This is a genomic window from Aureibaculum flavum (assembly GCF_016406085.1).
In the GTDB taxonomy this organism is placed as follows: Bacteria; Bacteroidota; Bacteroidia; order Flavobacteriales; family Flavobacteriaceae; genus Aureibaculum; species Aureibaculum flavum.
Genome location: NZ_JAEHFJ010000010.1, coordinates 84,269 through 105,185, shown reverse-complemented (window position 1 = coordinate 105,185; position 20,917 = coordinate 84,269). Strand labels below are relative to the sequence as shown.

Annotated in this window: 12 protein-coding genes; all 12 read left to right on the top strand. The window is 34.3% G+C overall.

The annotated features are described in order from the left end of the window. Window positions 1-4 precede the first annotated feature (4 nt). The 12 genes from JBL43_RS16935 to JBL43_RS16880 all read left to right on the top strand — a co-directional run bounded on the left by JBL43_RS16935 (window position 5) and on the right by JBL43_RS16880 (window position 20,888). A complete protein-coding gene (locus JBL43_RS16935; protein WP_198842587.1) occupies window positions 5-1,357 on the top strand; it encodes a family 43 glycosylhydrolase in 1,353 nt (450 codons plus the stop codon). A 29-nt stretch (window positions 1,358-1,386) separates the two neighbouring features. Then, window positions 1,387-3,024 carry a GH39 family glycosyl hydrolase gene (locus JBL43_RS16930; RefSeq protein ID WP_198842586.1) on the top strand — a complete coding sequence of 546 codons (1,638 nt, stop codon included), beginning with the start codon at window positions 1,387-1,389 and terminating at the stop codon, window positions 3,022-3,024. 120 nt (window positions 3,025-3,144) lie between these two features. Then, window positions 3,145-5,679, top strand: a complete 2,535-nt coding sequence (locus tag JBL43_RS16925) for a glycoside hydrolase family 95 protein (protein WP_198842585.1) — start codon at window positions 3,145-3,147, stop codon at window positions 5,677-5,679. A 278-nt stretch (window positions 5,680-5,957) separates the two neighbouring features. Continuing rightward, window positions 5,958-7,823, top strand: a complete 1,866-nt coding sequence (locus tag JBL43_RS16920; RefSeq protein ID WP_117882422.1) for an arylsulfatase — start codon at window positions 5,958-5,960, stop codon at window positions 7,821-7,823. 15 nt (window positions 7,824-7,838) lie between these two features. Next, entirely contained in the window at window positions 7,839-10,064 is a 2,226-nt protein-coding gene (locus tag JBL43_RS16915) for a DUF7133 domain-containing protein (protein WP_117882420.1), read from the top strand. Between the two features lie 24 nt (window positions 10,065-10,088). Continuing rightward, complete coding sequence (locus JBL43_RS16910; protein ID WP_117882418.1) at window positions 10,089-11,237, top strand: glycosyl hydrolase family 28-related protein; 1,149 nt, start codon at window positions 10,089-10,091, stop codon at window positions 11,235-11,237. Window positions 11,238-11,347: 110 nt separating this feature from the next. Further along, window positions 11,348-12,334 carry a ThuA domain-containing protein gene (locus JBL43_RS16905; RefSeq protein WP_117882416.1) on the top strand — a complete coding sequence of 329 codons (987 nt, stop codon included), beginning with the start codon at window positions 11,348-11,350 and terminating at the stop codon, window positions 12,332-12,334. An 8-nt stretch (window positions 12,335-12,342) separates the two neighbouring features. After that, complete coding sequence (locus JBL43_RS16900) at window positions 12,343-13,224, top strand: 3-keto-disaccharide hydrolase (protein ID WP_117882414.1); 882 nt, start codon at window positions 12,343-12,345, stop codon at window positions 13,222-13,224. A 190-nt stretch (window positions 13,225-13,414) separates the two neighbouring features. Next, the gene (locus JBL43_RS16895) at window positions 13,415-15,937 is read left to right on the top strand and encodes a COG1470 family protein (RefSeq protein WP_198842584.1); all 2,523 of its coding nucleotides are present in this window, start codon (window positions 13,415-13,417) and stop codon (window positions 15,935-15,937) included. Window positions 15,938-15,950: 13 nt separating this feature from the next. After that, window positions 15,951-17,435, top strand: coding sequence for a sulfatase family protein (locus JBL43_RS16890; protein WP_198842583.1), 1,485 nt, complete (start codon window positions 15,951-15,953; stop codon window positions 17,433-17,435). Then, window positions 17,398-19,284, top strand: coding sequence for an arylsulfatase (locus tag JBL43_RS16885; RefSeq protein ID WP_198680019.1), 1,887 nt, complete (start codon window positions 17,398-17,400; stop codon window positions 19,282-19,284). The genes JBL43_RS16890 and JBL43_RS16885 overlap by 38 nt, the downstream gene beginning before the upstream one ends. A 17-nt stretch (window positions 19,285-19,301) precedes the next feature. Beyond that, complete coding sequence (locus JBL43_RS16880) at window positions 19,302-20,888, top strand: sulfatase family protein (protein ID WP_117882408.1); 1,587 nt, start codon at window positions 19,302-19,304, stop codon at window positions 20,886-20,888. Window positions 20,889-20,917: the final 29 nt, after the last annotated feature.

The window sequence follows — 20,917 nt, the reverse complement described above, 5'->3', positions numbered from 1 at the left end:
TAAAATGAAACATATCTTATTTTTAATCGTAGCAATTACTTCAATGGGTTTGAGTGCTCAAAACCCTGTTTTTACACACGTTTTTACCGCAGATCCATCACCACATGTTTGGCCAGACGATCCGAATAAACTTTGGGTATATACCAGTCATGATGAACCAGGGTCTAATAACCATTATGGAATGACGGGTTACCACGCCTTTTCAACTACCGATATGGTTAATTGGACAGATCATGGGCGTATTTTACATTTAGAAAATGTAAAATGGGCAGAGAGTCATGCATGGGCAATTGATGCTGCATTTTATAGAGGTAAATATTATCTCATTTATTGTATGAAAGAAGCTGGAATTGGACTTTTTAGAACGGGTATTGCACGTAGCGATAATCCAGAAGGACCGTTTACAGATTTGGGGTATGTTAAAGGGGTGGAATTTGGTCAAGATCCTGCTCTTTTTATTGATGATGGAATTCCCTATTTGTTTTGGGGCCATGATCGTAAATGTTTTGCTGCAGAGTTAAATGAGGACCTTATGTCCATTAAACCAGAGACCTATGTAGATTTAACCTCGCAATTAACATATGTTTTTGAGGGGCCTTGGGTACATAAAAAAGAGGATACATATTATTTAACTTATCCTGGGTTAACACCGAGGCGTTGGCCAGAAAAAATGTTCTATGGTGTGGCGGATAAACCCTTAGGACCTTACGAATTTAAAGGTAATTTTATTGATGATTTTGAAGGTCAGAGTGGTACCAATCACGGAGGTACGGTTACTTTTAAAGGAAAGGATATCATGTTTTATCACAGTGCATGGTTATCAGGTGGTTTAAGTGAAACTCGTAGTGTGATGGCCGATTATTTACACTACGATAAAAAGGGAGATATTAAACCAATTGTACCATCAAAGGAAGGTTTAGGAAATGCAAAACGCACTAAAACAACCCTGCTTTTAGAAGCTGAAAATGGCTTTGCTGCCGGTGGTGAATTATACAATGTGATTGTTGATACATGGATAAAAGGATACAGTGGTAAAGGATATGTAACAAACTTTGACAATCCATATGACCACGTTTCTATGTTGGCACAGGTTGCCAAACCCGCAAAATATCGTTTTATAGTAGGATATGCTTCTCCTGACGGAGAATCAAATCATGATATATTGATTAATAGCTATAAATACAGTGAATTCGTTTTTCCGCAATCTAAAGAGTTTACAGAAATTGATTTTGGAATTGTTGAATTAAAAGCTGGAGATAATTTGGTGCGGATATTTAAAAGAGATTGGAAACCTTCAAAAGGTGAATTAGCAATAGATTATATAAAACTAGAACAAGTTTTTGAAGACAAAAATTAAGACCTTATACACTTAAAATTAATATTGATATGAAAAAAATAATAATGACAGGATTTTTGACCTTAATGGTACTTATTGGTTTTTCTCAAGAACAAGTCCATGTTAAAGCAACCACTAAAGGCGAAAAGTTTGAACATTTTTGGAGTAAAAGTGTAGGTGCTGGTCGTGCCAATGAAGGCTTACGTGCGGGTTGGTTGGAGCAATTAGAAATGGTGCAGGAAAATTGTGGATTCGAATTCGTGCGATTCCATGGCATTTTTCATGACGATATGTTCCCAGTATTTGAAAAGGATGGAAAATACACCTACAATTGGCAATACATTGATGACTTATTTGACAGAATGCTAGATTTGAATGTAAAACCTTTTGTTGAATTAGCTTTTTTTCCAACATCTTTAGCTGCAGAAAATAGCAAAACGCAATTTTGGTGGAAGGCTAATATTACACCAGATGAATCTAAATTTGGTGAATGGCACAACCTTATTAAAGCCTTTACGCAGCATTGTGTAGATCGTTATGGAGTTGACGAAGTGCTTACATGGTATTTTGAAGTTTGGAATGAGCCTAACCTTTATTATGGTTTTTTCGATGGTACAAAATCAGAATATTTCGAGTTGTACAAGCAATCTGTTTTGGCGGTAAAATCGGTAGATAATCGCTTAAAAGTTGGAGGACCTTCAAGTAGTAACTTTGTGGCCGATGAGCGTTATGATGGGGAAGTGGAAAGCAGAGATGGTGATCTTATAACATTTACCGCCGATAATATAAATGATTTAGAATGGAAAGGGGTATGGATAGAAGATTTCTTAACCTACTGCGAAAAAGAAAAGCTTCCTGTAGATTTTGTGTCTACACATCCATATCCTACAGATTATCCTTTTAATCCACAAACGGGTAAAGGCAAAGATTTTTCAAGGAATGTAAATTCAACCAAAACAGATATGGAATGGTTAAATGGAGTGATTAAGAAAAGTGCATATCCAAATGCAGAAATACATTTAACAGAGTGGAATACCAGCCCAAATAGTAGAGATGCAATGCACGATTTTTTACCACCAGCAGCCTACGTTGCTAAAGTGAACTTAGATTGTATTGGGCTAGCAAATTCCTTAGCCTTTTGGACATTTACGGATATTTTTGAAGAAAAAGGAGGAGCAGAGAGTATCTTTCACGGTGGTTTTGGTATGATAAACTATCAAGGCTTAGTTAAGCCTACATATCATGCATACCGTATGTTACACCAATTAGGAGATCAAAAGCTTTATAAAAATGATTATCTGTTTGTAAGTAAGAAGTCAAGCAATGGTAAAGTAGTCGCATTGGCCTACAACTATCCTGAAGATCATTACAAAGCGGTGCCCGCAAGTATCAAGAAAATAGATCAGTATGAAAATGGAGAAAGTCGTCAGTTAAATTTTACCATTTCAGATTTAAAGCCAGGTGTGATGTTTAAAGTAGAGGTTCTGGACGCCGAAAGTGGTAACATTTATAAATATTGGGAGGGTATGGGGAAACCAGAACCTCCTACTCGAGAACAAATCAAAGTAATGAAGCACTATGCAGAAAACTTAAAGACAGAGCTGTTTATGGCAGATAAGAAAGGTAAGGTTGTTATTAAACGTCAATTAACCCCTTGGAGTTTGGTTTTAATAGAGCAGGTAAATTAAATAAACCATACAAATTACAGGGAATAAAAATATTTAAAAAAACCTTACCATAATAAATTCAACAAATGGTTATTATTGCTAACAATTAATTTAGAAAAAAAAGTAACCAAAAATTTAAAAATGAATCAAAAGAATTACCTATTAAAAATAATTGTTATAGCAATATTAGGGTTGATAAGTTGTAAACCTCAAGACGAAGAAAAAGGTAAGGAAAAGGACCTTAATAAGGATGCTTTGGTTCTTTGGTATAATGCTCCTGCAACCAATTGGAATGAAGCATTACCAATAGGTAATGGACGTCTAGGAGCTATGGTTTTTGGAATTCCGGAACACGAAAACATTCAATTAAATGAGAGCACACTTTGGGCGGGTGGACCTAATAGAAATGATAATCCAAAAGCTAAAGCAACATTATCACAAATTCGAAATGATCTATTTAATGGCAAAGCTGAAGAAGCACTAACTATAGCAAATTCTGATTTTGTCACTAAAATTTCTGATGGAATGCCTTATGAGACTGTTGGTAATTTACGACTAGATTTCTTAGACCATGATAAATACTCAAACTACTATCGTGAACTCGATATAGAAAATGCTGTAAACAAAACATCATATTCTGTTGATGGTGTTGACTTTCAAAGAGTAATTTTTACTTCGTTTACAGATCATGTAATTGTAATTAAATTGACTGCAAGTAAAAATGCTGAAATTAATTTCACGGCCCATATGGACAGACCATCTCCTTCAAAGGTTACAGTTGCTACCGAAAACAATCAAGTGTTAAAAATGACTGGATTCAGTAGTGATCATTTAAGTGAAAGAATCAAAAATGGAAAACCAATTAAAGGGCAGGTTGAATTTGAATCTAGACTGAAAATTGTTCCTGAAGGAGGAACGCTCACATCGAACGATACAACGCTTACTGTTAAAGGTGCGAACAGTGCTTTACTTTACGTTTCTATAGCTACCAATTTTAAAAATTATAAGGATATCAGTGTCAATCCACATCAGAAAGCAGAAGAATATATTGTAAAGGCTGAAAAGAAAAGCTACGAGGAAATGCTTAAGGATCATTCGGCTGACTATCAAAAATATTTCAATCGAGTTGACCTTAATTTAGGTGTGACCGATTCCATTAAGAATTCGACGGATGTTCGTATCAAAGAGTTTAGTGCAGGAAATGATCCAGCTTTGGCTGCTCTATATTTTCAATTTGGACGTTACCTTCTAATTTCATCTTCGCAGCCTGGAGGTCAAGCTTCAAACTTACAAGGAATATGGTGTAACGAACTTCTTCCTTCATGGAAAAGTGCCTATACCATAAATATTAATACACAAATGAATTATTGGCCGGCAGAGGTTACCAACTTGACCGAAATGCACGAACCACTTGTCGAATTGGTAAAAGATATTTCGTTAACGGGACGCAAAACAGCACAAGATATGTATGGTGCTGATGGTTGGGTTGCTCATCACAATACTGATATTTGGAGAATTACAGGGCCGGTAGATGGTTCATGGGGTGTATGGCCTACAGGAGGAACTTGGTTAAGTCAACATTTGTGGGAAAAATTTGCTTTTAGTGGAGATTTAGAATATTTAAAATCGGTTTATCCAACAATGAAAGGTGCTACCGAATTCTGTTTAAGCTCTTTAATTGCAGAACCCGAAAATGGATGGTTGGTAATATCACCTTCTATGTCGCCAGAAAATGCACCCAAAAATCAACCTGTTTTATCTTCTTTATCAGCAGGAGTTACTCTTGATAATCAATTGATTTTTGATATGTTGACAAAGACAGCAGAAGCAGCAAAATTATTAGATAATGATTTAGAGCTAATTCATAAAATCGAAGAAGTTCTACCTAAACTAGTTCCTATGCAAATTGGGCAATACAGTCAATTACAAGAGTGGATGCATGATTGGGATGACCCTAAAGATACTCATCGTCATGTTTCGCATTTATATGGGTTATTTCCTTCTAATCAAATTTCTCCTTATCGAACTCCAGAATTATCTGAAGCTGCCAAAAATGTACTAATTAATCGTGGCGACATATCTACAGGATGGTCGATGAACTGGAAAATTAATTTATGGGCACGTTTGTTAGATGGTAATCATGCCTATAAAATTATAGGTGATCAAATTAGATTAGTTGGCAGACCTGATTCTGATGAGGAGGGTGGAACGAATGCGAATATGTTAAATACACATCCACCCTTTCAAATCGATGGTAACTTTGGGTTTACATCAGGTTTAACAGAAATGATGTTGCAAAGTCATGATGGAGCTATTCAGTTAATACCAGCTTTACCTGATGTTTGGAAAGAAGGAAGTGTAAAAGGATTAAGAGCAAGAGGTGGTTTTGAAATTGTAACATTAGAATGGAATAATGGAAAAGTTACAAAAGCAGTAATTAAATCAACCTTAGGAGGTAATTGCCGTATAAGATCCTATAATGAATTTGAATTAGAAGATGGTAATGACATTTTAAAAGCTACAGGTCTAAATATAAATCCATTTTATCAAATTCCTGAGATTAAAAAACCTCTTATTTCAGAGAAAGCTCAGTTAAAAGATTTTACTTTAAAAGCATCTTATTTATATGATATTCCAACAAAAGCTGGTGAAGAAATTGTATTGATTGGAAAGTAAGTTGTATAACCTGTTTTAGCATTTCATTATAGCTTAATGAAGCCTTGGTCTGACATAAAAAGGATTGTCGGTTTTATTGAAAGGATTTCCTGAAACTATTAAATAAAAGCTAGTTTAAACTTTGATTAAGTATTCATCAACGATTATTTTACTTAATAATGATACAATCCGTTAATAATTTATATAAAATGGACTATATCTTATACATGTATGAGAAGAAATAGTTATAATTTTATAAATAATAAAATAACAGATAAAAAAACATCGATTTTAAAACTATGCCTACAATTTCATTTCATAGAATAAGAGTTATTTATTGTAGTATTTTGATTTTGTTTAGTGCAATTTCATTTTCAGGATGTTCAAAAATCAAGGAATCCAAAGAAGCAAATCAAATAGAAAAAACAGACAAACCAAATGTTATTCTCATAATGGTCGATGATCAAGGTTATGGCGATATTGCGGTTCAAGGAAATAAATGGATTAAAACCCCAAACATTGATAAATTACACGCTGAAAGTACTCGTTTAACTGATTATCATGTGAGTCCCACCTGTGCACCTACACGAGCGGCTTTAATGACTGGTCATCACAACTATAGAACAGGTGTGTTTTTCACTATAAAAGGACGGTCACTTATTCTTGAAAGAGAAACAACAATGGCTCAAGTATTCAAAGAGAATGGGTATAATACAGCTATGTTTGGTAAATGGCATTTAGGTGATAATTATCCATTTCGTCCACAAGACAAAGGTTTTGATGAGGTTTTGATGAATAATGGCGGTGGTGTTGGGCAAACAATGGATTATTGGGACAATGACTACTTTAATGACACTTATGTTCACAATGGTAAATTTGAAAAATATGAGGGGTATTGTACTGATGTTTGGTTTGAAAATGCCAAGAAATATATAGGGAAACAAAAAGACAAACCATTCTTTTGTTATCTGTCTACCAATGCTGCTCACTCTCCATATTGGGTAGATGATACGTATTCTGATCCTTATAAAGATAATGAAAACATTCCGAATGCTTCCTTTTATGGTATGATTGCCAACATTGATGAAAATATAGGGAAGTTGGTGGAGTATCTAAAATCAATTGATTTGATGGATAATACCATTCTTATTTTTACATCAGATAATGGCACTGCTAAAGGTGCGAAAATGGCCAAAGGTGAAGATAGATTAGATGGTTTTATTGATAAAGGTAATAATGCAGGAATGCGTGGTATAAAAGCGAGTATGTACGAAGGAGGTCACCGAGTTCCTTTTTATATTCATTGGAAAAATGGTGGTATCAACGTAGGGAAAGACATCAATGACTTAACTGCCCATTATGATATATTTCCAACCTTAGTTGATTTATGTAAGTTAGACGTTAAAGAAGATTTGAAATTTGATGGTTCAAGTTTAGTGCCGTTAATGAAAGGTGATAAAACCAATTTTGAGGATAGAATAGTGTATGTAAATACACAGTTTTCAACGGATCCTATTCCTTGGAAAAGAACAGCTTTGATGCATCGTAACTGGCGTTTGGTAGAAGGAACGGAATTATATGATCTCGATACGGATCCGGAACAACGAACAAACGTAGCTGACCAATATCCTGAAAAGGTTAAAGAGTACAAAGCTGCGTATGACAAATGGTGGGCGGAAATCTCTCCAACATTTGTGGAAAAACCGTATTTCATTATTGGAAATGAAGCAGAAAATCCAACTACGTTAATTTGTCATGATTGGCATAGTGAGACTTTTACTCCATGGCAACAGAATCATATTAGATTGGGACAAATAAATAATGGTTTTTGGCGGGTTAAAGTAGCGGAAGATGGAACTTATACTTTAAAGCTTCGTCGTTGGCCAGAAGAGTCACAGCTGGCCTTAGGAGCAAAAGCTCCTGTGCGTCCTGCATTAGAGGGAACAAGTGTAACGGCTAGTAAAAAAGGTAAAGCGTTAGTAATTAAAAAAGCAAGGATAAGTATTCAGGACAATGAATTGTCAAAAGAAGTAGATTTAAATGCTGAATATGTTGAATTTGAAGTTAAACTTAAAAAAGGAGAAACAAAACTTAAAACCTGGTTTACGTTGGATTCTGCTGAAGAATTGGGAGCCTATTATGCTACCATCGAAAAATTAAACTAAAATTAATTATACCATATGAGATTGAAAAAATTTTACTACTTATTATTTGTCTTTATAGCTTTTTATAATTGCAAGGAAAAAGAGTACTCTGAAGAGATTTACGAGAAGCCTGTAATTATAAAAGAAGCACCATCTAATTTTCTTTCACCGGAAGAAAGCATGAAAACGTTTTACTTACCGAAAGGGTATAAGGTTGAATTGGTAGCTAGTGAACCTATGATTGATGAACCTGTAACCATTGCATGGGATGGTAATGGGCGAATGTATGTAGCTGAAATGAATACCTATATGCAAGATGTGGATGGTACGGGTACAAACCGATCAATAAGTAAGATAAAATTATTAGAAGATACTGATGGAGATGGTAAAATGGATAAAAGCACGGTTTTTATTGATAGCCTGTTATTACCACGAATGATGTTGCCTTTAGAAAACGAATTGATTGTCAATGAAACGTTTTCTTATGATTTATGGAGTTATAAAGATACTGATGGTGATGGTGTAGCTGATAAAAAAGAACGTGTTTATTACAATCCAAACCGTCGTGGAGGAAATTTGGAACATCAACAAAGTGGCTTAATTTGGAATTTGGACAATTGGGTATATACAACTTATAATCCCATACGGTTTAAATTTAAAGAAGGCGAAGTACAGGTAGATTCTCTTGATATTATGCCAAGAGGACAATGGGGATTAACCCAAGACGATATGGGGATCATGTATTACTCATCTGCGGGTAGTGAAAATCCAGCATACGGATTTCAACAACCTGCGGTTTATGGAGATTACAATCCACCAGGAAGGTTGTCAAAAGGATTTATGGAACCATGGCCAGTAGTTGGCACACCAGATGTGCAAGGTGGTCCAAAGAAATTACGAGAAGACAATACCCTCAATCACTTTACGGGAGTTGCTGGTCAAGAAATTTTTCGTGGTCATAGATTACCTCCTTCAACCTATGGCGATTTATTTATACCTGAACCAGTTGGGCGACTTATCCGTAGAGCAAAGGTAAAAGTAGAAGATGGTAAAAAAGTATTGTATAATGCCTATGATAAAGCCGAGTTTATGGCTTCAACGGACCTTAATTTTAGACCGACACAAGTTAAAACAGGTCCTGATGGTGCATTGTATATTGTAGATATGTATAGAGGAATTATCCAAGAGAGTAACTGGACGAAAAAAGGAAGTTTCCTTCGCCCTGTTATAATACGTAAAGAATTAGATAAAAATATTGGTAAAGGTAGAATTTATAGAATTGTACATGAGGATATTACACCAGATAAAAGACCTAATCTCTTAGGTAAAAAAGCGTCTGAATTAATCACCTATTTAGGGCATCCTAATGGTTGGTATAGAAATACGGCACAAAAATTAATTATATTAAAGAACGACGCCTCTGTTGTTGATGAGCTTAAAGCTATTGCCATGGACAACACTTCCTTTTTATATGGTTTGTTTAACAGCGATAGAGATTTAGGTATAGAACGAGTACATGCATTATGGACGTTAGAAGGATTAGGTATTATAGACAAAGAATTGATTACAGCAAAATTCAAAGATGAAGACCCTAGAGTAAGAATTACGGCATTACGATTGAGTGAACACTTCTTAAAATCTGATGATACATCTTTATTTTCTGATTTAGAGAAATTGATAAATGATACCGATACGGAAGTTGTAAATCAACTAGCTTTAAGCTTAAGATACAGTAAAGACAAACAAGCTACAGCGTTGTTAAATACAATTGCTGAGCAATATTCGCAAAATGAAATAGTTGCACATGCTGTAAAAGAAAGCCTTAAAAAAGATGATACAAAACTGGCTCAACTGAAAAAAAGGATTGCGAATAGAGGGTTAAATGATAAAAAAAGTGTGTTGAATGGGTATGAATCATACAATCAATTATGTGCTACTTGTCATGGGCCTGATTTAAAAGGTTTACCTACAGAAGATGGTGGTTTAATAGCTCCTTCATTAATTGGAAGTCCTAGAGTTATTGGGGATAAAAAAGTACTTAGTAAAATATTGTTAAATGGGTTAATAGGACCAATAGAAGGAAAAGAGTATGGAATAATGGTGCCTTTAAAAAATAACAGTAACGATTATATTGCTGATGTGTTATCCTATGTTAGAGCTATGAATAATGAAGGTGGTGTACATAAAAATGTGGTCCGAGATGCACGAGAAGAATCAAAAGAGAGAGAAGACTATTGGACCTTAGAAGAATTATTAAAATAAGATGTTACATAAAATAAACTTAAAATGACAGCTATACTAAAAAGAGGACTTATATGTTTTCTTGCATTCTGTTCAATACTATCTGCTTTTTCGCAAGAAGTTTCAAATAAACTAGAAAAAGTAATTATTGAACCAGAAGTGTATACCATAATGTCAGATAAATGGGATAAAGAATTTATACATGTTACCTATCCTAAACAATGGTTAGAAACTATTATTCATGTAAAACCAGGCGAATCTATTCAAAATGCAATTGATAAGGCGAATTCAGCTGGTGGTGGCGTAGTCTTATTAGAAGAAGGTACCTACATTTTAGAAAACACCATCACGTTAAAAAGTAAAATAACTTTAGTTGGGGCTGGTAAGAAAAAAACAATACTTAAGCAGGGGCCTAATATGCAGGGTTCTGGATTTAATATAGAAGATAAACCGCAAATTACGGACCTTGTTATTAAAGATTTAACATTAAAGGGTACTCGTAAAGGTAAGTCAAACGGAATCCTAATTAGAGGACGTAATGAAAGCAGACATACAAGGATTATGCTTCAAAACATTAATGTAACAGATTGGTCAGCACAAGGTGTTCATATGAAGCGTACCAATAATATCATTATGGATAATTGTAATTTTCAGTTTAACGGATCTGCTGGAGGTTTATATCACAATGTTTATTTTTTATATAATAAATACATTTTACAATCTGATTGTGATATGTCTTATCCAGTAAAAGGAAAAGGTAATAAATATACTTCATGTGAGTATGTTTTGTCTCAACGTTGTACCATAAAAGATACTAAAACCAATGGTATTCAAATTGATCATGAAGAAGCAGGATATATATTTTTTCATAAATATCATATTTCTGGATGTGCCAGAGTAGCATTGTGGTTTCCATGTGAAGATTACTACAATAAATATAATTATACGGAAAATCCAAAATACGCACCTCAAAAGGTAATATTAAATAGATGTGAAATTATAAATAATACTTGGGGAGCCATGTGGCGTGCTGTTAATGAATCTTATGTAATTAATAGTGTATTTGATAATGAGAATATTGATATGGGATTATTAAAGTGCGATGTTATTATGGAAAATAGCACTTTCAAAAAGGGGAATGAAATATATACCGATAAAAAACAGTGGCCGTCAGATGTTAAAATATTATGGTAACCTATAAATTTCTATTAAACCTAAGCGTATATCATGAAAATCAATTTAATGATTAGACATAAAATGAAGATGACTAAAGTCGTATGATTTAACTATTAAAATAAAACGAAATGAAATTTAGTAAAATATTGACATTAATTACAGTAATAGTTTTGATGTGCTCTTTTGGATTGAAGTTTGAAAAGGAAATAAAGCCAAAAATAAAAGTTTTAATAGTAGATGGACAAAACAATCATGGTGTGTGGCCAAAATCTACTATAATGATGAAGCAGTATTTAGAAGAAACAGGCTTGTTTACGGTAGATATTGAAAGGACTAAGTTTTTATGGAAAGGAGAAGGTGAAAAAGCATTTTTATCTTTGGCAGAAACAGGTGATTCAGAGTTTTTAGAGAAACCAAAAACTGATCCTGATTTTTGCCCGAAATTTAGGAAATATGATGTTGTAGTTTCTAACTTTGGTTGGAAAGCGGCAGATTGGCCAGAAAAAACACAAAAATCTTTTGAAAAATTTATTAGAAAAGGTGGCGGGTTTGTAGCTGTACATGCAGCGAACAATTCATTTCCAAAGTGGTTGAATTACAACCAAATGATTGGCTTAGGAGGCTGGGGTGGAAGAAATGAAAAAAATGGTCCATATGTATATTATAACAATGAAGGGAAATTAATTCATGATACATCTGAAGGTGAGGCTGGTTCTCATGGTAGCAGGCATGAATTCCCTGTTACTATTAGAGTTGCAGATCATCCAATAACTAAAGGAATGCCAAAAGTTTGGTTGACTACAGCTGATGAATGTTATGCAAAATTAAGAGGTCCAGCAGAAAATATGACCGTATTAGCTACAGGAAAAGATCAAAGTACAAAAGCACCTACAGACAGGCACGAACCCATTTTCATAGTAACAAATTATGGGAAAGGGAGGGTTTTTAATACTATTTTAGGCCATGATACTGTTTCTTTTCAAAGTGTAGGCTTTATCACGTCATTTACAAGAGCTGCAGAATGGGCTGCTACAGGGGAAGTAACGCAAGAAATTCCAAGTAATTTTCCTACTAAAAAAGCGTCTTCCAGTAATAATTTTTCAATTATTAAATAGATTTCAATATGAATACTAAAAAAACATTTTTATTACTGCTTAGTTTGCAGTTAACTTTTGCAGTTTTTGCTCAAAAAGAAGGTGTTGTAGACAAACAAAATGGACCTTCAAAAAAAATAAAGTCGAAGGACTGGACATCTCTGTTGGATAAAGACTTAAGTGAATGGGAAGTTTGGACCGGAGTTCCGCATAAATCCGTAAAAAATTTACCTAAAGGATATGAAGTACCTGCTAATGGAATACCAACAGAACCTATTGGTTTGGATAATTCTTTGGGAATTTTTAAAGTTACACAAGATGATAATGGAGAGCCTGTTTTAAATATTTCAGGTTTGGTATATGCTGGTTTAACTTCGAAAAAAGTTTATAAAAACTATCATTTAACAATGTTATTCAAATGGGGAGAGAAGAAATATGAACCTAGATTGAATGATATTCGTGACAATGGCTTGTTGTACCATTGTTATGGTGAACATGGTGCGTTTTGGAATGTATGGAAACGTTGTTTAGAATCACAAATTCAAGAAGGTGATTTTGGTGATTTATATACTTTGGCTGGTACAAAAGCATCCGTAAAAGTGAATGAGTATGGTAGATGGGATCCTGAAAACGGAAAAGAAGCAACTAAAGGAAAGCGTTTGTATGATACCGAAAGTGTACATGGAGCTTGGACACGTGTAGATATTTATGTTTTAGAAGATAAAGCAGTACATGTAATCAATGGAAAAGTGACTTTAGTTTTAAAAGATGCTTTAACGCATGATGGAAAAAAATTGGACCGTGGACAACTGCAAATACAATCAGAAGGAGCTGAAGCTTATGTAAAAGGTATGTATATAAGACCTATCAAAAAATTTCCAAAAGAAATAAAAAAAGTGGCTGGTTTATAACTAGTCCATATAGCATCTTGTAATACATTCTATCGTTGTTTCTATTTTTTTAAATCCATTATTAGATATTTTAATTACGAGAAAACAATTGTAAGAAAGAACCTCTAGTTAAAGGACTTATTCACAAATACCGTCAGCTGCTAAAATATTATGGTAATCTAGTAATTACCTATTAATCTAAGAGAACAGTATGAAAACCGATTTAATGATTAGACATAAAATGAAAATGACAAAAGTTGTATTGTTATTACTTTTAGGCCTATCAACAAATTTGTTCGCTTTTTCAACTATTAAAAATGACAAGTTAACGAGTAGTCAACAAACGCAAGCAGCCAAAACTAACGATACCATTCAATATGTCTTTCAATTAAAAAACACAACGAATACGCGTCAAACATATTCTTTAAGTGTAAATAATCCAAGGCAACTAGGATGTACAACAATATTGAGTGCTACAAAAGTAACCTTAGAGGCCAATAAAAGCTTTGAAGGTCAACTTTCGGTTATTGTTAGTGATAGAATACCTGTAGGTGGACACGAGACTAGTTTTATTGTTTTAAAAGACGAGGATAACAGCACCTTAGAAACCTTGGCATTTATTTCAGTTCGTGCGAAACCACATCCGTTTTTATTAGTAACAGATGCCATTTTTGAAGAAACGAAACAAAAAATAAAGAATTATAATTGGGCTAATGATAATTTAGAGATCATGTTAAAGGAGCTTGGTCATTTTGAGTTTCCAGAGTTAAAAATTATTACAAAACCCCGTCCAACAAAAATTTGGTCAAGTTTAAATTATAGTGCTAGTGATGGTGAAAAAGCATTTAAACTAGCCTTAGCTTATAAGTTAACAGGTAATCTTGAATTTAGAGATAAACTAATCTCTTTTATAAAAATTGTTACAAATAAGGATACAGGTTATTTATCGATAGGTGCAGCAACAAATGGGGTACAAGTACATGAAGGTAATTTCTTTTTGTTTTTAGCCGCTGCTTGTGATGTTGTTTATAATGAACCGAGCTTTTCAAATTCCGATAGAGAAAATATTAACAACACCTTTCGTTATTATTTAAAATTGAATAAAGAGCATATGAATGGTTTAGGTATTATGAACCATCAAGCAAGTGCCAATGCAGGTGCACTACTAGTAGCCCTTTTTTTACAAGATATGGCTGAGGTTACCTATCTAATAGAAGCCGATGGAGGTATGGCTGATCAGATTGGAAAAGGAGTTATGGCTGATGGATGGTGGTTTGAAGGTACGGCCAATTATTGTTATTTGGTAACACAACGTTATACCTTAGTGTCACAAGCATTTGAAAATTATGGACTCGATTTATATCATAGACGGTTTCCTGTAGCATTTAAAAGTAAAGATTTTGACAATGTTAAAGAAGGCTTTGCAGGTATGAAGTTTGATAACTGGGGCCCCACAGGAAATAATACTAGAGGCCTAGAAGATATGGTAACACCATATATACCCATGATGGATGAAAATGCATATGTTGTTTCAAGTAATGATTCCAATTTAAAAGAGCCCAATGAGTTTTATGAACTCGCGTATCGTGAATATAAAATCGATGATTTAGCGTGGGTAATTAATAAAACCAAGCGAGAATCATGGGTGTCCTTAATGTACGGTATACCTGAATTACCACAAGTAAAAGATCCAAGAACTGAATCAAGTTTTTTGCCCAATGTAGGTTTAGTAGCATTACGATCGCAACCTAAGACTAAGACACCTAAAGATCAGATTCAAGCCTATCTAAAATACGGAACACATGGTGGTTGGCACGGACATTTTGATAGGGCAAGCTTAATTGCATTAGATAGAAATGGACATAAATATTTTGGAACAGAAATGGTGTGGTTTGGCTATGGCAATCCGGGATATAAAGAAAGCGTACAAACATCAGCTACACATAATATGGTTATTGTTGATGAACTACAACAAGAGGCTGTACCATCCGAACAATTATTATTTTTTAAAGGTGAAATGATGCAAGCAAGTGCTGTAGAAACCAATGCTCGATGGCGGATTATTCCAAAGTGGAATGCAGATAAATTTCCACCTTGGGATGACACTGATTACGCGTCTGATTTTAATCCTATTCAGCAAAGAAGGTTGTCTATTGTTACTGATAATTATGTGGTAATTGCTGATTATATGAAATCTAATAAAAAACATAATTACGATTGGTTACTACATCCTGTTGGTTTTAAGTCAATTTCCGGTGCTAAAAAGCAAGGAAAAAGTTTAGAGCTATTAAGTACTAATGAAGATTCTCCCTATACGTATTTTAAAAATGCACAATGGTATACAACCAAGAAAGGAACTAAAATAGAATTTGATGAAGAGGGAAATAAATTAGATGTTTATTCTATTTGGCCCAAAAAAGCAGAAATTTTGTTAAGCAGCTATCCAAATGGGGGTAAACAACGAGATATTAGAAACAATCCTAACCGTAAGACGTATGGAGTAAGAGTTAACGAAAAAGAAGTCGTGTTTTTAAATGTTATTGAACCCTATCAAGGAGAAAGTAAGATAGATAAAATCGTATGTAAAACAGCCGATCAATTAACCATTTATTTAAAGGATGGTAGAGAACAGTATATACACATTGAGAATTTTGAACAATCTGATTTTAAAATAATCATGGAAGAACGTGTTAACGATATAGTAGTAAAAACAGAAATAGCTAAATCTAAATAAATAATTTATAATTATGAAGCAGTACATAAAACAAGTGGTGTTAATATGCTTATTGTCAGTAGTTTTTTACAATTGTAAAAATAAGCAAGGAATAAAAGTTGAAACGCCGAAAGAACAAAAAAGACCTAATTTTCTTTTTGTTTTAGTTGATGATCAATCTGCATTTGATTTACAAACCTATGATCCTAATTCTATTTTGGAGACACCCAATATTAGTAAATTGGCAAATGAAGGAATTGTTTTTGATCAAGCAAGGCAAATGGGGTCTATGAATGGAGCTGTTTGTACGCCTTCGCGTCATATGATTATGACCGGTCGTACACTATGGCATTTGCCGCCTAGTGCTGAATTTCAAAAACGAACGGATCCCCATGAGCTAGACGAGCAAACCATTGGAGCTGTTTTTAATAGGGCAGGGTATAAAACAATGCGTACATGTAAAAAAGGAAATTCTTATCCTGGTGCAAATAAACAATTTAGTGTGGTGCATGATGCAACTAAGCGTGGTGGTACCGAAGAAAGTGGTAGTGCATGGCATGCAACTCAAGTCTTAGATTATTTAGGAGCTAGAGAACAAACGAAAGAAAAAGATCCCTTTTTTATCTACTTCGGTTTTTCACATCCCCACGATACTCGAAATGGTACTCCAGAATTGTTAGAAAAATATGGAGCTACTAATCATAAGGATAAAAATAGCCTACCGGCTCTAAATGAAAAACAACCTCAATTACAGGATAATTACCTTCCAGCACACCCATTTTTTCATGGGCATCCGGAACTTAGAGATGAAGAACGTGTAAGTGGGGTTTGGAAAAATAGAGATGAAAATACGATTAGAAATGAATTGGGTAGAGAGTATGCGTGTTCAGAAAACATTGATAATCAATTGGGAAAAGTATTGAAAAAGTTAGAAGATTTAGGAGAATTAGATAATACTTATATTATTTACACCTCTGATCATGGAATGGCCATTGGGAGACATGGTTTACAGGGAAAACAAAATTTATATGAGCATACTTGGCGTGTACCTTTTATAATTAAAGGCCCAGGCTTAGCCACTGGGAAGCGAGTTAATGGTAATATTTATTTGTTAGATGTGTTGCCTACGTTATGTGATTTGGCAGGCATTGATGCACCTAAAACTGTTGAAGGTAAAAGCTTTGTTCCAGTGTTGAAAGGGGAAGAAGATGTGGTTAGAGATGTAATGTATGGTGTTTATGCGGGAGGAACAAAACCTGGCATGCGTTCTGTTAAAAAAGGGGATTGGAAGCTCATAAAATATGATGTGATGGATGGGGCTGTACGTGAAACACAACTATTTAATTTAGCGGAAAATCCAAATGAATATTTACCTGAACATCATAAAAAAGGAGCAATGGAAACTGATTTGGCTGAAAACCCGAAGTATGCCGATAAATTGGCCGAGATGGAAGCATTGTTATTAGAGCAAATGGAACAAAATGATGATCCTTACAGGTTATGGAACCAAACAAAATAATGGACGAACAGATAAAAAGTTACTCTCTAATATGATTAAAATGAAAAAAAGTAGATTATTATTTCTAGTGTTCACTTCCTGCTTAATGCATGTCACTATTTTATATGCTCAAGTGAATAAGAATGCAAAACAAAAACCAAATATTATCATTGTAATTACTGATGATCAAGGTAAAGGCGATTTAGCTTGTGAAGGTAATCCGTATATTAAAACTCCAACTATTGATAAATTGTATACGCAGTCCATACGATTTACCAATTATCACGTATCTACCACTTGTGCACCAACAAGAGGTGCTTTAATGTCAGGAAGACATAGTAATCGGGTAAATGTATTTCATACTATAAATGGACGGTCCATTCTTTTTGAAGATGAAGTTATTTTACCTCAAATATTTGCTCAAAATGGGTATACCAATGCCATGTTTGGAAAATGGCATTTAGGTGATAATTATCCCTATCGTCCAGAAGATAGAGGCTTTCATGAAGTGGTTCGTCATGGTGGTGGAGGTATAGGTCAAGGACCTGATTATTGGGGTAATGACTATTTTGATGATACCTATTGGCACAATGGAAAAATGGAAAAATATGAAGGCTATTGCACCGATGTATTTTTTGATAATGCGTTACGTTTTATTGAAACCAATAAAGACAACCCTTTTTTCTGTTATATTTCTACAAATGCACCCCATTCCCCTTACAATCTCCCTAAAAAATACTTTGACATGTATCAAGGGAAAGATTTTGAAAAATTGAATCCAAGATTAAAACGGTTTTATGGAATGATAACCAATATGGATGATAACTTTAAGAGGTTAGAAGACAAACTGGATGACTTAGATATTTTAGATAACACCATATTAATTTTTACTACTGATAATGGAACTTCAGCTGGGCGAGGTACTTATAATGCTGGGCTAAGAGGTGGAAAAGGAAGCCAATATGATGGAGGACATCGCGTGCCGCTATATATCCGTTGGCCTGATGGAAAACTAACTGGAGGTAAAGATATTGATAAACTGGTTGCTCATTATGATTTGTTACCCACATTTGTAGATTTACTAGGTTTAGATTTTAATCCTATAAAACCGCTAGATGGTAAAAGTTTTAAACCACTTTTAACGGATGAAAATGCATTATGGGAAAATAGGATTTTGTACATGGATACGCAACGCGAACAAAACCTAATCAAGTATAGAAAATATACGGTAATGGATGATAATTGGCGTTTAGTTGATGGAAAAGAACTTTATGACATGCGTAAAGATTTAGGTCAAGAAAATAATATTATTGATGCACATCCAGAGGTGGCATCACGGTTGGCAGTTGGATATGAAAAGTGGTGGGAATCATTTGTAGATGAAGGTGTTAATGAACAATATGCTTATATTAAAGTAGGGTCTCCAAAAGAAAATCCTAGTCGTATTTCAGCTCATGATATGATTGTTGGTAAATACAGTGGTTCATGGCATCAAAATGGGGCAATTACAGGAACAAAAGCTGGTGGAAAATGGAAAATTGAATTTGTTGAAGATGGTGAGTACGCTATTAGTTTACGTAGATTTCCTCGAGAAAGTGGATTGGCAATTAATGCAACATTTCCTGCACAAAAAGAAGCTGTTGAGTATGATAAAACTTCACCTGCTAGTATAAAGTCAGATTTTAAAGAAGCTTTTTTATATGTTGCAAATATTTCTAAGACAATAGAAATTACTAAAGGACAAGATGAAGTGACGTTCAAAGGGAAAATTCCTGCGGGTAAATATGACATGGAAGCACAGTTAATTGATGAGGACGACCGGGTGCATCCTGCATACTATGTCTATATCGAAAAAATAGCGTCCAAATAGATTTAAAAAATACAATTATGAGATATAAAATGAAAAGAGCCTTAAAATCCATTCATTCTATCAGTATTTTATTGTTTTTATTATGTGGATTTTTGGCTTGTTCAGCTCAAAAAATCAAACCTAACATTATTATTATTTATACGGACGATCAAGGGTATGGCGATGTGAGTGCTCTTAATCCTGAAGCCAAATTTAAGACTCCAAATATGGATAAATTGGCTCATGAAGGAATAACGTTTACTGATGGTCATAGTAGCGATGCCGTATGTACGCCTTCCAGATATAGTTTATTAACAGGACGTTATAGTTGGAGAACCTCATTAAAAAAAGGCGTATTAAGAGCCGATGGCCCCTGCTTAATCGAAAAAGACCGAATGACCATTGCTTCCATGTTGAAAGCGAATGGTTATCAAACAGCAATGATAGGTAAATGGCATCTTCAAATGGAGTTTGAAGGAGATTTAAAAAGTGATAATAGAGATTGGTCAAAACCATTTACAGATGGGCCAATTGAAAAAGGATTCGATTATTTTTATGGTATTCCTGCTTCTATGAATTATGGAATATTAACTTTTTTAGAAAATGATAGGGTAGTAGATCCGCCAATACTATTTACTAAAAAGAAATTGGATGTAACCCCACGCACATATCGAATGACACCGCCATATCAAACAGAACGAGATAGAGGTTTTGTTGAGGTGGCTCCTTCGTTTAATGATGAGTTGGTCTTAGAAACCTTAGCCAATAAAGCGGTTGATTATATTAATAAATCGGCAAGTGAACCCAACAATGATAAGCCTTTCTTTTTGTATTTACCACTAACAAGTCCACACTTACCACATTGTACACATCCTGATTTTCAAGACCGCAGTACTTGTGGAAATTATGGGGATTTTATGGAAGAAACTGATTATAGAATTGGGCAAGTATTAGAGGCCCTAAAAGCCAATGGTTTGGAAGAAAACACCTTGGTCATATTTTCATCTGATAATGGAGCTGAATCCAATTACGCATACCAAAGAGATACGTATCAACATTATAGTAGTTTAAATTTTAAGGGTGGAAAACGTGATATTTATGAAGGAGGACACCGAGTGCCTTTTTTAATGCGTTGGCCAAATGTTATAGAGGCTGGTAAAAAAAGTAATTCACCAGTTTGCCAATCAGATTATTTAGCAACCATAGCAGATATTGTTGGGGTTACGCTGCCAGATAATGCAGGTGAAGATAGTTATAGTTTATATGACTTAATGAAAGATTCGAATGAAAATCAAAGTTTAGATAGAGCAGTAATTCATCATTCGTTTACAGGTCATTTTGCAATTAGAGAAGGTAAATGGAAGTTAAATATGTTAAGAGGTTCAGGAGGTTCTTTGAAACCTGTCATCGTAATGCCTCAAAAAGGAGAAGCGACATATGAGCTTTATGATATTAAGAATGATCCAGGGGAAACAGTCAACCTTTATTTTAAACATCCTGATGTTGTTAATCACTTAACAAAAAAAATTACAGAGATTATAAAAAATGGGAGATCAACCGATGGTACTCCACAGCCTTTTATTAAAGAAAATTGGAAACAAGTAACGTGGATGTCGTTGGATTAATTATCAAAATCTGATTTTAAAAATTTACC